The sequence below is a fragment of the Franconibacter helveticus LMG 23732 genome (genome assembly GCF_000463115.2).
Lineage (GTDB): Bacteria > Pseudomonadota > Gammaproteobacteria > Enterobacterales > Enterobacteriaceae > Franconibacter > Franconibacter helveticus.
The window spans coordinates 184,457-198,745 of record NZ_AWFX01000009.1 but is presented as its reverse complement, the minus strand read 5'-3'; the positions used below and the strand labels follow the sequence as shown (position 1 = coordinate 198,745).

At 52.6% G+C, this 14,289-nt stretch carries 14 protein-coding genes; 4 read left to right on the top strand and 10 right to left on the bottom strand.

Annotated features, from left to right (window positions below; genetic code table 11):
* Positions 1-154: 154 nt before the first annotated feature.
* From lapB to pgpB, 3 genes are all read right to left on the bottom strand, one after another.
* Positions 155-1,324: a lipopolysaccharide assembly protein LapB gene (gene lapB, locus DW56_RS03990; protein ID WP_024551698.1), complete on the bottom strand. Its 1,170-nt coding sequence runs from the start codon at positions 1,322-1,324 to the stop codon at positions 155-157.
* 6 nt (positions 1,325-1,330) lie between these two features.
* Positions 1,331-1,639, bottom strand: coding sequence for a LapA family protein (locus DW56_RS03985; RefSeq protein ID WP_024551697.1), 309 nt, complete (start codon positions 1,637-1,639; stop codon positions 1,331-1,333).
* Between the two features lie 150 nt (positions 1,640-1,789).
* On the bottom strand, positions 1,790-2,557 hold the full coding sequence (gene pgpB, locus DW56_RS03980) for a phosphatidylglycerophosphatase B (RefSeq protein WP_024551696.1): 768 nt from the start codon (positions 2,555-2,557) through the stop codon (positions 1,790-1,792).
* A 199-nt stretch (positions 2,558-2,756) separates the two neighbouring features.
* Between pgpB and ribA the strand changes: the two genes are divergently transcribed.
* Positions 2,757-3,347: a GTP cyclohydrolase II gene (gene ribA, locus DW56_RS03975; protein WP_024551695.1), complete on the top strand. Its 591-nt coding sequence runs from the start codon at positions 2,757-2,759 to the stop codon at positions 3,345-3,347.
* 47 nt (positions 3,348-3,394) lie between these two features.
* On the opposite strand, the gene acnA is transcribed toward ribA, so the two are convergent.
* The 6 genes from acnA to topA form a co-directional block, all read right to left on the bottom strand.
* Positions 3,395-6,070 (bottom strand): aconitate hydratase AcnA, encoded by a 2,676-nt coding sequence (gene acnA / locus DW56_RS03970; RefSeq protein WP_024551694.1) that lies wholly within the window; start codon positions 6,068-6,070, stop codon positions 3,395-3,397.
* A gap of 166 nt (positions 6,071-6,236) precedes the next feature.
* Entirely contained in the window at positions 6,237-6,335 is a 99-nt protein-coding gene (ymiC, locus tag DW56_RS22820; protein WP_234409180.1) for a small membrane protein YmiC, read from the bottom strand.
* A 144-nt stretch (positions 6,336-6,479) separates the two neighbouring features.
* A complete protein-coding gene (locus DW56_RS22665) occupies positions 6,480-6,659 on the bottom strand; it encodes a hypothetical protein (RefSeq protein ID WP_110875882.1) in 180 nt (59 codons plus the stop codon).
* 2 nt (positions 6,660-6,661) lie between these two features.
* Positions 6,662-6,802, bottom strand: a complete 141-nt coding sequence (locus DW56_RS21270; protein WP_234409181.1) for a YmiA family putative membrane protein — start codon at positions 6,800-6,802, stop codon at positions 6,662-6,664.
* Between the two features lie 340 nt (positions 6,803-7,142).
* On the bottom strand, positions 7,143-8,117 hold the full coding sequence (cysB, locus tag DW56_RS03965; RefSeq protein WP_024551693.1) for an HTH-type transcriptional regulator CysB: 975 nt from the start codon (positions 8,115-8,117) through the stop codon (positions 7,143-7,145).
* Positions 8,118-8,302: 185 nt separating this feature from the next.
* On the bottom strand, positions 8,303-10,903 hold the full coding sequence (gene topA / locus DW56_RS03960) for a type I DNA topoisomerase (protein ID WP_024551692.1): 2,601 nt from the start codon (positions 10,901-10,903) through the stop codon (positions 8,303-8,305).
* Between the two features lie 401 nt (positions 10,904-11,304).
* Here topA and DW56_RS03955 point away from each other — a divergent pair, with 401 nt between their 5' ends.
* Complete coding sequence (locus DW56_RS03955) at positions 11,305-11,556, top strand: YciN family protein (RefSeq protein WP_024551691.1); 252 nt, start codon at positions 11,305-11,307, stop codon at positions 11,554-11,556.
* A gap of 30 nt (positions 11,557-11,586) precedes the next feature.
* Here the strand turns inward: DW56_RS03955 and sohB are convergent, their stop codons facing one another.
* A complete protein-coding gene (gene sohB, locus DW56_RS03950; RefSeq protein WP_024551690.1) occupies positions 11,587-12,636 on the bottom strand; it encodes a protease SohB in 1,050 nt (349 codons plus the stop codon).
* A 253-nt stretch (positions 12,637-12,889) separates the two neighbouring features.
* On the opposite strand from sohB, the gene DW56_RS03945 reads away from it, so the two are divergent.
* Positions 12,890-13,645, top strand: coding sequence for a YciK family oxidoreductase (locus tag DW56_RS03945; RefSeq protein WP_024551689.1), 756 nt, complete (start codon positions 12,890-12,892; stop codon positions 13,643-13,645).
* Complete coding sequence (gene cobO / locus DW56_RS03940; protein ID WP_024551688.1) at positions 13,642-14,232, top strand: cob(I)yrinic acid a,c-diamide adenosyltransferase; 591 nt, start codon at positions 13,642-13,644, stop codon at positions 14,230-14,232. Before DW56_RS03945 ends, cobO begins: the two co-directional genes overlap by 4 nt.
* Positions 14,233-14,289 lie beyond the last annotated feature (57 nt).

The following is a 14,289-nucleotide window of genomic DNA, read 5'->3' as shown; positions in this document are numbered from 1 at the left end:
ATAAACGGCAAGCATTCTACCCGCACGACGGGGAAAATTACAGGCGCGTTCGCGTGCCCTGCTCTCCAGACACGTGCGATACAACGCCGAGGCGTCAGGCAATGACGAATAAGACAGATAAGTATGTTGTAACTAAGGAAGGTAGAAAGAAGCTTTATTGGCCATCCAGACCGCGAATAGGTTTGATCGTGGACCATGCCCGGCATGAGGGGCAATGCCAGTAAAGCGTAAAGGCGGTAAAACCGCATTTATGGCAGCGATAACGCGGTTTGGTACGCACCTGCTCGCCCACCATGTCGCGCAACACCATTAAGCTCTCTTTAGCACGCCCTTCTTCGGCTTCCTGAAGATGGTAATCCATCAGGCGATGAAAAACGCGCATCGTGGGGTGGCGCTGGAGCTGGCGCGTAATATAAACCTGAGCGGTATCCTGCCCTTCTTGCTGATCCACCACTTCCGCCAGCATCAGTTCCGCTGTTGCGCCGGTATTTTCTTCTACGCAGCGCTTGAGGAATTCAGCCCATTCCTGAGGTTTATTTAATTGCTGGTAGCATACCTGCAACATTTCCAGCGTTTCGCTAACCAGTTCATGGTCCTGCTCAATGACTTTTTGCAAGCTCTCTACCGCACTGGCGTAGTCGCCGCGCGCCATATAAATACGGCCCATCATGATGGAAATTCGCGCGCTATTGCGGTCAGCGGAGGCGCCTTTCTTTAACAGCGACATGGCGCGATCCATATCGTCGCTGCCCATGGCCTGCAACGCCAGCTCACAATAAAAATGCGCTATTTCCATGCGCTGTTTATCTTTGCCGAGTTTGACCAGCCGCTCCGCTACCTCGATAGCTTTCTGCCAGTCGCTGGTCGCCTGATGGATCTGTAACAGCTGTTGCAATGCCCCAACGCGAAAGTCCGTCTCATCCACCAGCTGGTTGAACATCTCTTCCGCACGATCGTAAAGGCCCGCGGCCATGTAATCGCGACCGAGTTGCTGAACGGCAAGCAACCGCTGCTCGTAAGTTAACGACGCGCTTTCCATTAAAGACTGGTGAATACGAATCGCGCGGTCCACTTCGCCGCGCGATCGAAAGAGGTTGCCAAGCGTCAGGTGCGCCTCAACGGTGCCGGTATCCTCTTTCAGCATGTCGAGAAAGAGCTCTACGGCTTTGTCCTGTTGATTTGAAAGCAGAAAGTTGACGCCTGCGACGTAATCGCGTGAAAGCCGGTTGGTTTCTTGATCTTTTGCCTGCTGCGCGCTTCTGCGCCCCATGTACCAACCATAGGCGGCAGCGACGGGCAAAAGAAGAAACAACAACTCCAGCATAGCGAATTAATCCTTAACAGCCGGCGCAGTATTGCTGACACCAGACGCAGCCACAGGGGCGACTTGCTGTTCCAGGCGTTTGATTTTACGTTCGGCGCGAGCCAGCTGAAGACGGACGCGCAGCCAGAAAAGACCGCAAATCAGCCAGCCGATGATAAAACCCGCAGCAAACAAGAAGGCCAGGAGGGTAGAAATACGAAACTCTCCCTGCGCCAGTAAATAGTTAAACGTGACCTGCTGATCGTTTTGCGCACCCAGCGTTACAGAAACTACAAAAATCGCCAGTACCAGTAAAAAAATGAGTAAATATTTCACATGACTTCCCGTATGTGGCTTCGTGCGTATAAAAAACAGTCCAGGCTTAAGCGTAACGCATTATAAGTTACCATTTTCGCACCCTTCGCGAAATCTCAAAGCGACAGGACATCTCAATTAAATAAGGTTAAAAAACCAAATATCAACCGTTCAGCTATCGTCTTGTTCCCGCTCCTTGATCTCCACTTTCTCTTCAACCGGCGGCGTCAAAGGCCCGCACAAACGCTGGGCGATCCATGTGGCGAGCGTTACGAGCAGCCAGGAGATGAGCGTAGCGACCACCAAATCGCGCGGCCAGTGCATGCCTAACAGCATTCGGCTGCCCATTACCCCTGTCGCCCAAACCAGCAAAAGCGCGATAGTCCAGGTTCTGCGACGCGGCCATAACAGCCCTACCCCCAGCAATGCCCAACTGGCGGCAAACATGGTATGACCCGATGGAAAGGCGAAACCGGTCTCCTTCTGCCAGTGGCGGCGCAGCCAGTCAGGTATAGTGGTTTCATGCTGTAGTTGCTCTTTCACCAGCGCGCCTCGTTCCTTGCGCTTTAAAGTGTAGAACTCATCAACCGGGATGGCGTGTGTTTTTTCAAGCCAGATAACAAACGGGCGCGGTTCCTGGACTTGTTCTTTAATCAATGACTTGCTCCACTGGCCCAACAAAATGGCGATACCCAGTATGGCAAACAGCGTTAACGCTGCTTTTAGCCGAAATCGCAGACACCAGAGAAACCAGGCGCATAGCAGAACATGGGTGATAATGCCCCAGGGCTGGGTCACGGTTTCGGTTATCCAGAACAGCAGTTTAAGCCACAAAGAGCTGTCGCCAGGCTGCCACTGCCAGCCGGAAATCCATGTCAACAATGGCATAATGATTAATAAAAACGCACCTAACGCGGTGCGTTGAGCAATGGCCAGCATGTTCACTCCTTTTCAGCAAAGTCTTTCAAGAATAACCGAAAAAAAGCCTTAACTCTGAAATGTATCGTTTAGTGCGCTTAAAAACAGCGACAACCTGCGCGATTAGGCGAACCCTCCCGCCTTGTGGCAAAATAGCAAGATAACAGAAAGCCAGCATTCTGGCGGACGCCGTGCGGCGTCATGTAATCTGGAGAATCACATGCAGCTTAAACGTGTGGCAGAAGCCAAACTGCCAACCCCCTGGGGCGATTTCCTGATGGTGGGCTTCGAAGAACTGGCGACCGGGCAGGACCATGTGGCCCTGGTGTTTGGGGACATTACAGGCAAGGAGCCGGTTCTGGCTCGCGTTCACTCCGAGTGCCTGACGGGAGATGCGTTATTCAGCTTGCGCTGCGATTGCGGTTTTCAGCTTGAAGCGGCGCTTTCGCACATTGCCGAAGAAGGCCGCGGTATTTTGCTTTATCACCGCCAGGAAGGCCGCAACATAGGCTTGCTGAATAAGATTCGCGCTTATGCATTGCAGGATCAGGGCTATGACACGGTGGAAGCTAACCATCAGTTGGGCTTCGCTGCTGATGAGCGAGATTTCACCCTTTGCGCCGATATGTTCAAACTGCTCGGCGTTGATGAGGTGCGTTTACTGACTAACAACCCTCGCAAAGTGGAAATCCTGACAGAAGCGGGCATTAATATCGTTGAACGCGTACCGCTTATTGTGGGGCGTAACCCTAACAATGAACATTATCTGGATACCAAAGCGGCTAAAATGGGCCACTTGCTGCCAAGATAAAAACAAGGCCTGCAACAGCAGGCCTTATTCTTACTTACGCTTAAACGTTAACGCAGCATATTGCGAATGACATAGTGCAGAATGCCGTCGTTTCGGTAATACGTTAGTTCATTGCCTGTATCGATGCGGCAGCGGCATTCAATCACTTCTGTAGTTCCATCCGCGCGCGTCAACGTGACAGGCACGGTAGCCGCAGGGGTGATGTTCGCCAGATTGCTAATATCAATGCGTTCCTCACCCGTCAGTCCCAGCGTTTTGCGCGTGACGCCCTGAGGGAACTCCAGCGGCAAAATGCCCATGCCGATAAGGTTAGAGCGATGGATGCGTTCAAAAGATTCGGCAATAACCACACGTACGCCCAGCAGTCGAGGCCCCTTAGCGGCCCAGTCACGGCTTGAGCCGGAGCCATACTCTTTACCGGCAATCACCGCCAGCGGCGTGCCTTTTTCCTGATAGCGCATGGCGGCATCATAAATAGAAACCACCTCGTCGCCAGGCAGCAAACGGGTCATTCCCCCTTCCACCCCCGGCACCATTTCGTTACGAATGCGAATATTGGCAAATGTGCCGCGCATCATCACTTCATGGTTACCGCGACGCGAACCATAAGAGTTGAAATCGTTACGCTCCACGCCGTGGCTAAGCAAGTAGCGCCCTGCCGGACTGTCGAGCTTAATGCTGCCCGCAGGCGAGATATGGTCAGTCGTAACAGAATCGCCAAGCATCGCGAGGATACGCGCCCCGTGAATATCCTGGACAGGAGCGGGCTCCGCCAGCATTTCATCAAAGAATGGCGACAGGCGAATGTAGGTGGAATCCGCTTGCCAGTCATAGGTGTCTGAAGCCTCGACCTTAATCGCCTTCCAGTCATCGGTACCTTCAAACACCTCCGCGTACTCTTTGCGGAACATTTCGGTTGAAACCTGCGCCATGGCATCGGCGATTTCGCGGGTGGACGGCCAGATATCTTTCAGATAAACCGGCTCGCCTTTGCGACCATACCCCAGCGGATCTGTCGCCAGGTTAATATTCATGTTTCCTGCCAGCGCATAGGCCACTACCAGCGGCGGCGAAGCAAGCCAGTTGGTTTTCACCAGAGGATGTATGCGCCCTTCAAAGTTACGGTTGCCGGAGAGCACAGCACCAACGGTCAGATCGCCTTTTTTGATAGCCTGCTCGATAGGCTCCGGCAGCGGACCCGAGTTGCCGATGCAGGTGGTACAACCGTATCCGACAAGGTTAAAGCCCAGCTCGTCAAGATAAGGCGTAAGTTTCGCTCTGGCCAGATAGTCCGACACCACTTTCGACCCTGGCGCCAGTGAGGCTTTGACCCACGGCTGGCGCTTCAGGCCTAGCGTCACCGCTTTTTTGGCCAGCAGTCCGGCCGCCATCAGCACGCTCGGGTTTGAGGTATTGGTACAGGAGGTAATGGCTGAGATAACGACTGCGCCATCCGGCAGTTCGTATTGATGCCCGTTCAGGGTATAAGCGACAGGCTGCCTGTCTTTTTGCGCCGTATTCAGTTCAAGCTCCGTGCTGGCGCTAAACGCTTTCGGCACATCGGGCAGCGCCACGCGATCCTGCGGTCGTTTCGGGCCGGCGACGCTTGCTTCAACATCGCCCATATCCAGTTCCAGCACGCTGGTGAATACAGGCTCATCGCCAGGATTACGCCATAATCCCTGCGCCTTGCTGTAAGCTTCCACCAGCGCAACCTGTTCTTCGCTGCGTCCGCTAAGCCGCATATAGCCAAGCGTAACGTCATCGACAGGGAAAAAGCCGCAGGTTGCGCCATATTCCGGCGCCATGTTAGCAATCGTTGCGCGATCGGCGAGCGGCAGAGAATCCAGCCCGTCGCCAAAAAATTCCACGAACTTGCCTACCACGCCGTGCTTACGCAGCATCTGGGTCACTGTCAGCACAAGGTCAGTGGCGGTTATGCCTTCCTGTAATTTGCCCGTCAGACGGAAGCCGACGACATCAGGGATAAGCATCGAGACAGGCTGGCCAAGCATTGCCGCTTCCGCTTCAATGCCCCCAACCCCCCAGCCCAGCACGCCCAGGCCGTTGATCATGGTGGTATGGGAATCGGTGCCAACCAGCGTATCGGGGTAAGCAATCATTACGCCGTCCTGCAACTCGCTCCAGACAGCTTTGCCTAAATACTCCAGGTTAACCTGATGACAAATGCCGGTTCCCGGCGGCACGACGCTGAAGCGGCTGAAAGCCTGCTGCCCCCAACGAAGAAAGACATAGCGTTCGTGGTTACGCTCCATCTCAAGCCGCACGTTCTCTTCAAACGCATCGTCATCGCCAAAATGGTCGACAGTGACTGAATGGTCGATAACCAAATCGACCGGAGAAAGCGGGTTAACTTTTGAGACATCGCCGCCCAGCCGTTTTACGGCCTCTCGCATGGCGGCCAGATCTACCACTGCGGGCACGCCGGTAAAATCCTGCATGAGCACGCGAGCGGGTCGATAGGCGATTTCACGGTCGGCGTGGGCATTTTTCAGCCAGCCAGCCAGCGCGTGCAGATCGTCGGCAGTAACGGTTTCGTTATCCTGCCAGCGCAGCATGTTTTCGAGTAACACTTTTAAAGATTTGGGTAGCCGGGTGATATCTCCAAGTTCCCTGGCCGCCAGTGGCAAGCTGTAGTAATGATAGGTTTTATCCAGCGCCTGCAGCGTGTCCTTACTGGCTTCGCGTAGGGTTGACGACATAGCTCCTCCTGTAATCCTCGGATAGCGATACCCTGACAACCGCCAGGGTCTGTATTAAAGATAACACAAAGATGTCGTAACGATTTGATAACAACCCGAAAAGCTAAACGGCGGGAAGACGGGGGAGCAGAAAGGCAAAACGCCCGTTTAACGGGCGTTCAGACGGTTAGCGCAGGCAGATCCAGACCATCTGGCTCCAGAAGAGGACAGAGACGGAAAATGCACCAAGCCATGACCAGTATTTGAGGGTAGTTTGATTATTCATAGCTATCACACCAATAAAATAAACCATCCATCCGAACTGAATTTTTAATCAGCTCAGCCTTATTGCTGTGTAGGTTTATTCTCACGACCGAGAAATAAAATGAACGTGCTATTGACAATGACAACGCACATCAAAAAGCATGATTTAATGTTTTTTGTGATCTTGTTCAGTAAACAGAGCGATAAAAGCTTGCTGCTGTTCTGTTAATTCCCACTGCTCGGGTATTTCGCCAGTGGGATTATTTTTGTGCTCATGCTCACGAGATCGGCTGTCATAAGGCTGACATTCACGTTTAAGACTGAAAAAATGCGAGCGAACAGCCATTTTCAACCCCAAAAACGCCAGACAAGAAGCGCAACAACGATCCAGAACAGCGCCGAGCCAAGGAAGACGGCCATCCACGCTTTGCGTTTAAGATCCGAATCCCTGCGCGGTTCTTCGCTTCCTGATGGCATTGCTAACCTCATACAATCGACATCGCTTATCATGTTCACACCAAACAATTGGTACAACTAATCATCAGATGAGATAAATCCTAAATAAACTTTAGCCGAAAATCCAGCACCTTTACGATCATTTTGCTATCGAATAATTAATCTTTTGACGTGAAATAAATTATTGAAGCGGCAAATTTGCGTTAGGGCTTATTATTTTCTACTTTTGTCGCTAATTGGTGACAGTAACCACCCTGGATATAAGGGCATTGCTGAGCTGCGCTTAATAATAGTGCGGGTGATTATCTTTCTTATTTTACGGAGGGAGAATAAAAATATGGGCATCCCCGCTTCGCTGGGGATGCCTGAAGGATTATTTGGCAGGCAGTTTGATATCTTTAAACATCTCTTCAATATCTTCGTTAGAGCGCAGCGCAACAGCGGCATCAACCACATCACGGGTTAAATGCGGGGCAAAGCGCTGGATAAAGTCATACATATAGCTGCGTAAAAATGTACTGCGACGGAAGCCGATTTTGGTGGTGCTGTGGGTAAAAATACCGTCGGCGTCAATGCGAACCAGGTCAGGATCCGATACGGGATCGACCGCCATGCTTGCAATGACCCCTACCCCTAACCCCAGGCGGACATACGTTTTAATCACGTCTGCATCCGTTGCGGTAAAGACGATGCGCGGCGACAATCCGGCCCGGTTAAATGCGGTATCCAGTTCGGAGCGTCCCGTAAAGCCGAAGGTGTAGGTTACCAGCGGATACTGGGCCAGCTCTTCAATATTCACGCTTTCTTTCGAAGCCAGCGGGTGATCGGGCGTGACCACAATTGAACGGTTCCAGTGATAGCAAGGCAGCATTACCAGGTCGTCATAAAGATGAAGCGCCTCGGTTGCAATAGCGAAATCTGCATTGCCTTTTGATACCGCTTCGGCAATCTGCGTTGGGGAGCCCTGGTGCATATGCAGCGAAACACGCGGGTAACGTTCTATAAAACCTTTAATGACGCTCGGCAACGCGTAACGCGCCTGAGTATGCGTAGTCGCGACATAAAGCGAGCCCTTATCCGGCCAGGTATGCTCACCCGCAACAGATTTTATGGCGTCGACTTTGGAAAGCACTTCGCGAGCGATACGAATGATTTCCTGCCCTGCGGGGGTAACCTGGGTTAGATGTTTACCACTGCGGGCGAATATTTGTATGCCCAGCTCATCTTCAAGCATACGCACCTGCTTGCTAATGCCAGGCTGCGAGGTATAGAGTCCTTCCGCCGTAGAGGAAACATTCAGGTTATGGTTAACCACCTCAACGATATAGCGCAACTGTTGTAGTTTCATGTCTGACCATCCAGGGTTGCACCCGCCCGAAGCAGCAGGCTTAAGACGATTTCATAATAAGAAAGTGAAAAACTATAACTACTATATCATTAATAGCTGTTCTGTATAGATACGTAAAAAAAATAATAAAGGTGTTATAAAAAGCAAAAGGCCGGCATTTGCCGGCCTTAACTAACTAAAAAACATTATTTTTTAGCTTCAACCCATTTACCGTCGACGTAAAAGGCAGACCAGTTTGTCGCCTTGCCATCCTTTTCAGACGCAACATATTGCTGTTTTGTCTTACGGCTAAAACGTACCAGTGTTTTATTGCCTTCGGGATCCTGCTGGGGCGCATCTGCGAGATAACGTAATTTTTCCGGCAGTCTGTCGCGAAAGCGATATAGCTCTTCCACCAGAGGCGCACGTGTTTCGCGCGATTTCGGGAAAGTGTTGGCCGCCAGGAAAACCCCAGCCGCACCATCGCGAAGAACAAAATAGGCATCCGATTTCTCACACGGCAGTTCCGGCAGCGGCACCGGATCTTCCTTCGGCGGCGCTACTTCGCCATTGCGCAGGATCTTACGGGTGTTTTTACATTCATCGTTAGTGCATGCCATGTATTTGCCGAAACGCCCCATTTTCAGGTGCATTTCAGAACCACACTTCTCGCATTCTACAACCGGACCATCATAGCCTTTGATACGGAACTCGCCTTCCTCAATCTCATAACCGTCACAGGTCGGGTTATTGCCGCAAATATGGATTTTGCGTTTTGGATCGATAAGGTAGCTGTCCATTGCTGTGCCGCATTTAACGCAGCGGCGGCGGGCGCGAAGGGCATTGGTTTCTGCATCATCGCCTTCCAGCACGTTCAGGACTTCGTTTTCAGGCACCAGGTTAATGGTGGTCTTACAGCGCTCTTTTGGTGACAACGCATAACCTGAACAGCCAAGGAATACGCCGGTACTGGCAGTACGAATGCCCATTTTGCGACCGCAGGTCGGGCAATCAATACTCGTCAAGACCATCTGGTTTGGGCGCATGCCGCCCTCTTCCGGATCTTTCTCGGCTGTATCGAGCTGCTTGTTGAAATCGCTAAAGAAGCTGTCCAGCACAGCGCGCCATTCGGCCTCGTGGTTCGCTACGCGGTCAAGGCTGTCTTCCATTTGCGCAGTAAAATCGTAGTTCATTAAATCGCGGAAGTTCTCTTCCAGACGATCGGTGACGATTTCACCCATTTTTTCTGCATAGAAGCGGCGGTTTTCCACACGTACATAACCGCGATCCTGAATCGTGGAGATGATCGACGCATAAGTGGATGGACGGCCGATACCGCGTTTCTCCAGCTCTTTTACCAATGACGCTTCGCTAAAGCGGGCTGGCGGCTTGGTGAAGTGCTGCGCTGGCGTTAACTCAATCAGCGAAAGCTTATCGCCTTCATTCACCGCAGGCAGCGTCCGATCCTCGTCGTTTTTACGCAGCGCCGGCATCACTTTCGTCCAGCCGTCGAAGCGCAATGTACGACCGCGCGCTTTCAGGCGGAAATCGCCTGCCGCGACGGTGAGCGTGGTGGAATCGTACTGCGCAGGGGTCATCTGACAGGCGACAAACTGGCGCCAGATCAGCTGATAAAGCTTCTGCGCGTCTGCTTCCATGTCTTTTAAAGACTCAGCAAGCACGTTGACATCTGACGGGCGGATAGCTTCGTGCGCTTCCTGCGAGTTTTCTTTACTGGCGTACTGATTAGGCGCCTGGGGCAGATATTTTTTGCCGAAATTATCGTCAATGTAGCCGCGAACCATGCTTACCGCATCCTGGCTCAGGTTAGTTGAGTCAGTACGCATATAGGTAATATGACCAGCCTCATAAAGGCGTTGGGCCATCATCATGGTTTTTTTCACCCCAAAGCCCAGGCGGGTGCTTGCCGCTTGCTGCAAGGTGGAGGTAATAAAGGGAGCGCCAGGCTTGCTGCTGGTGGGCTTGTCTTCACGCTCAACCACTTTGTATTGCGCGCCATTAAGCAACGCCACGGCCGCCATAGTTTCATCACGGCTTACCGGACGAAACGGCTTATCATTCTGGTGCGTAACCTGTACCGCCAGCGTTTCGCTGGAAGGGGTGGAAAGCGATGCATCAATTTCCCAGTATTCTTCCGGCACAAACGCTTTGATTTCTCGCTCACGCTCGACCACTAAGCGCACCGCAACTGACTGAACGCGGCCAGCAGAAAGCCCGCGGGCGATTTTCTTCCACAGCAGCGGAGAAACCATGTAGCCCACGACGCGGTCCATGAAGCGGCGCGCCTGCTGGGCATTTACGCGATCAATATTCAGCTCGCCCGGCTTTTCAAAAGCCTGACGAATAGCATTCTTGGTAATTTCGTTAAAAACAACGCGGCTGTAACGCTTGTCGTCGCCGCCGATCACTTCCCGCAGGTGCCATGCGATGGCCTCCCCTTCGCGGTCAAGGTCGGTTGCGAGATAGATATGGTCAGCTTTTTCCGCGAGCGATTTCAGCTCGGAAACAACCTTTTCTTTACCCGGCAGCACTTCATAATGCGCATCCCAGTTGTGCCAGGGGTCAATGCCCATACGGCTGACGAGCGCACCACGTTCATCTTTTTTGGCCTTGCCGGCCGCTTTTTTGGTGGAGGCGGAGTCAGCGCTCTTCCTGGGGGCGGAGCCGCTGGTTGGCAAATCGCGGATATGGCCTACGCTGGATTTCACCACGTAGTCTTTACCGAGATATTTGTTAATCGTTTTGGCTTTTGCCGGGGACTCAACGATAACGAGAGCTTTACCCATATTCACCTTTACCTGATTGGATTCGTCCAGAATTCGTCGCACGTTGCTGCACCTTCCACTGGCGACGAGCCTACTATATTGCGGCAGCGTCGATGGATATCAACCTTGAAACCGCTTAAGCCCGCAGAGACCCAAAACGCGTCAGGTGGTTGAGACCACAGGTTTTTCGTGCAGGTTGAACCGGCACGACGAACTTCAGGTTGAATGTCAAGCAATTCTGTTGCCAGATTTGCGAAAGCGTCACACTCTACCTGATAAAATTCGTTACGCAACTTTATTAGCATGCAAAAGCGATTCATGCCAGCACGGAAAAGCCCGTAATCCCCCTGCGAAGGGCAGGGAAAATTTGCCACCTTTCCCCTGCGAGGCGTACACTACGCGCAGTCTTTAAGGAGAGGATTATGCAAGCAAAAACTCAGCCTATCGATCGTGAAACGTTGCTAGCCCATGCGAATAAAATCATCCGCGAGCATGAGGATTACCTGGCGGGTATGGAAGCCACGCATGTCGAACAGAAAAATGGCGTTCTGGTCTTTCAGGGCAACTATTTTCTTGATGAGCAAGGCTTACCCACCGCGAAAAGCACGGCGGTGTTTAACATGTTTAAACATCTCGCACACCAGCTTTCCGAAAAATATACGCTGCTGGATTAAAAAACGAGGCGGTGCGCCTCGTTTCATTTCTCAGACCAGCGGTTTTTCTGAGCGCTGCCACCAGCGCAGCAGTAAGCGGTCCAGACTCTGGGCCGCGCTGCCGGTAAACTTATCCATCAGCTTTTTACGGCGCGTATAGCGCACGCTAACCAGCTCTTTTTGCGGCATCAGTTGCACGAGCAGATCGTCACTGGTGCGAATCTCATCAACCAGCCCTTTTTCCCGGGCCTGCAAACCGTACCAGTGCTCGCCTGTCGCCACCTCATCGATGTTTAAAGAAGGGCGCATGGTCTGTACAAACTGCTTAAAAAGCTGATGCGTTTCGTTGAGATCTTCACGAAATTTCTCGCGGCCCTCTTCCGTATTTTCGCCAAAGAGGGTCAGCGTGCGCTTATATTGCCCGGCTGTATGCAGTTCAACGTCAATGTCGTTGCGTTTAAGAAGGCGGTTGAAATTCGGCACCTGCGCCACAACGCCAATTGAGCCAACGATGGCGAACGGTGCGGCGACGATACGGTTGGCGACGCAGGCCATCATGTAACCGCCGCTCGCGGCAACTTTATCTACCGCAACGGTTAAGGGAATATTACGTTCGCGCAAACGCTGAAGCTGAGAAGACGCCAGGCCATAGCCATGCACGACGCCGCCCGGACTTTCGAGGCGCAGCAACACCTCATCCTGCGGTTTAGCGACAGCCAGCACAGCGGTGATCTCTTCGCGCAGTGAAGTGACTTCATGCGCGTCCATGCTGCCTTTGAAATCGAGTACGTAAAGCGTCGCTTTGTCGGAGGGCGAGCTTTCCCCGCGTTTCGCCCTTGCCTTAGCCGCCTTCGCTTCCTGCTTCTCTTTTTTCTTCTGCTCTTTATGCCACTGCTTTTGCTGATGCGGGTCGAGCAGCGCGACGGCTATCTCTTCCTTCATCGTTTTATACTGTTCATTCAGACGGGTCACGCGAAGCTCGCCGCGCTGATGTTTTTTGCGCTGAGCCAGATTCGCAATCAGCGAGATAATGATGACAAACGCCACGACGACCGTCGCGATTTTCGCTAAAAACAGCCCATACTCATAAACTAAATCCACAGTTTCCGCCTTGTCTTTACGATCGCAAAACGGCGTTAGTCTACCCGACGCGCCCGCGTGCGTCTCGCGTTAACTCGTGCTCCTGCGAGTCAGCTTCATGATTTTTTTCAAGGCGATGAAATAGTTGCAAAATGTTGCAGCTAAGGGCTTATGGTTGGATCGCTGATTGAAATGGCGAACGGATTAAGGCATAAAGCGCTTTTGTGCAAATGAAGCGTCCTGGTTCGCAGACGCTTGCGCCAAGGAGTTGCCCGTGCACTATCAACCGCAAACTAACCTGCTGCAAAATCGCATAATCTTAGTCACAGGCGCCAGCGACGGTATTGGCCGCGAGGCGGCATTAACCTATGCGCGTTATGGCGCGCAGGTGCTTTTACTGGGCCGTAACGAAGAGAAGCTTCGTCGGGTTGCAGAAGAAATAGCGCGTCTCGGCGCTCTTCCTGCCAGCCTGTTTTTACTGGATTACGCCAGCGCCACGGTCGAGGCATGCCAGCGCGTGGCGCGTGAAATCGAGGCGGTGGTGCCCCGTCTGGATGGTATATTACATAACGCAGGGGTGCTTGGCGACATAGCGCCAATGGCGGAACAAACACCGGAGCGCTGGCTTGAAGTAATGCAGGTGAATGTTAACGCAACCTTTTTCCTGACCCAGGCGCTGCTGCCTCTGCTATTGAAAGCCGAGTCAGGCTCACTGGTTTTTACAACCTCAAGCGTGGGGCGCCAGGGGCGCGCGCAATGGGGGGCATACGCCGTCTCTAAATTCGCCACAGAAGGCATGATGCAGGTGCTGGCGGATGAACATAAACAATTGCGGGTCAATTGCATTAATCCGGGCGGCACGCGTACGAAAATGCGCGCCAGCGCCTTCCCGACGGAAGATCCCGATAAACTTAAAACACCCGCCGATCTCATGCCGCTTTATTTGTGGCTGATGGGCGATGACAGCCGCCGTAAAACCGGCATGAGTTTCGACGCCCAGCCGGGCCGCAAACCGGGGATAGCTGAATGAGTGAAGATCGTTACCAGCAGCGCCAGCAAAAAATAAAAGACAAAGTAGATGCCCGCGTGGCTGCCGCTCAACAGGAGCGCGGTATAACCATCGTCTTTACCGGCAACGGCAAAGGCAAAACGACCGCCGCTTTTGGCACCGCCGCTCGCGCCGTCGGTCACGGTAAAAAAGTGGGCGCGATCCAGTTCATCAAAGGCACCTGGCCTAACGGCGAGCGTAACTTGCTGGAGCCGCACGGGGTGGAGTTTCAGGTAATGGCGACAGGCTTTACCTGGGAAACCCAGAACCGTGAGAGCGATACGGCGGCTTGTCTGGAGGTGTGGCGACACGCGCAACGGATGCTGGCTGATCCTGCGCTGGATATGGTTATCCTGGATGAACTCACTTATATGGTGGCCTACGATTACTTGCCGCTGGATACGGTCATGCAGGCGCTGCAAAATCGGCCTGCGCATCAAACGGTGATTATCACAGGCCGCGGATGTCATCGCGATATTCTTGATTATGCGGATACCGTAAGCGAACTGCGTCCGGTTAAACATGCTTTCGAAGCTGGCGTGAAGGCGCAAATTGGCATCGATTACTAGCTTTCTGCCGTTACAGCGAATAAAAGCAAAACGCCCTCGTTTGAGGGCGTTTTTATT

Coding starts and splice junctions, on each gene's coding strand:
- cobO (WP_024551688.1), top strand. CDS start 13,642: ATGAGTGAAGATCGTTACCAGCAGCGCCAGCAAAAAATAAAAGACAAA.
- lapB (WP_024551698.1), bottom strand. CDS start 1,324: ATGCTGGAGTTGTTGTTTCTTCTTTTGCCCGTCGCTGCCGCCTATGGT.
- cysB (WP_024551693.1), bottom strand. CDS start 8,117: ATGAAACTACAACAGTTGCGCTATATCGTTGAGGTGGTTAACCATAAC.
- ribA (WP_024551695.1), top strand. CDS start 2,757: ATGCAGCTTAAACGTGTGGCAGAAGCCAAACTGCCAACCCCCTGGGGC.
- DW56_RS03955 (WP_024551691.1), top strand. CDS start 11,305: ATGCAAGCAAAAACTCAGCCTATCGATCGTGAAACGTTGCTAGCCCAT.
- pgpB (WP_024551696.1), bottom strand. CDS start 2,557: ATGCTGGCCATTGCTCAACGCACCGCGTTAGGTGCGTTTTTATTAATC.
- topA (WP_024551692.1), bottom strand. CDS start 10,903: ATGGGTAAAGCTCTCGTTATCGTTGAGTCCCCGGCAAAAGCCAAAACG.
- DW56_RS21270 (WP_234409181.1), bottom strand. CDS start 6,802: ATGAGGTTAGCAATGCCATCAGGAAGCGAAGAACCGCGCAGGGATTCG.
- DW56_RS22665 (WP_110875882.1), bottom strand. CDS start 6,659: ATGGCTGTTCGCTCGCATTTTTTCAGTCTTAAACGTGAATGTCAGCCT.
- acnA (WP_024551694.1), bottom strand. CDS start 6,070: ATGTCGTCAACCCTACGCGAAGCCAGTAAGGACACGCTGCAGGCGCTG.
- ymiC (WP_234409180.1), bottom strand. CDS start 6,335: ATGAATAATCAAACTACCCTCAAATACTGGTCATGGCTTGGTGCATTT.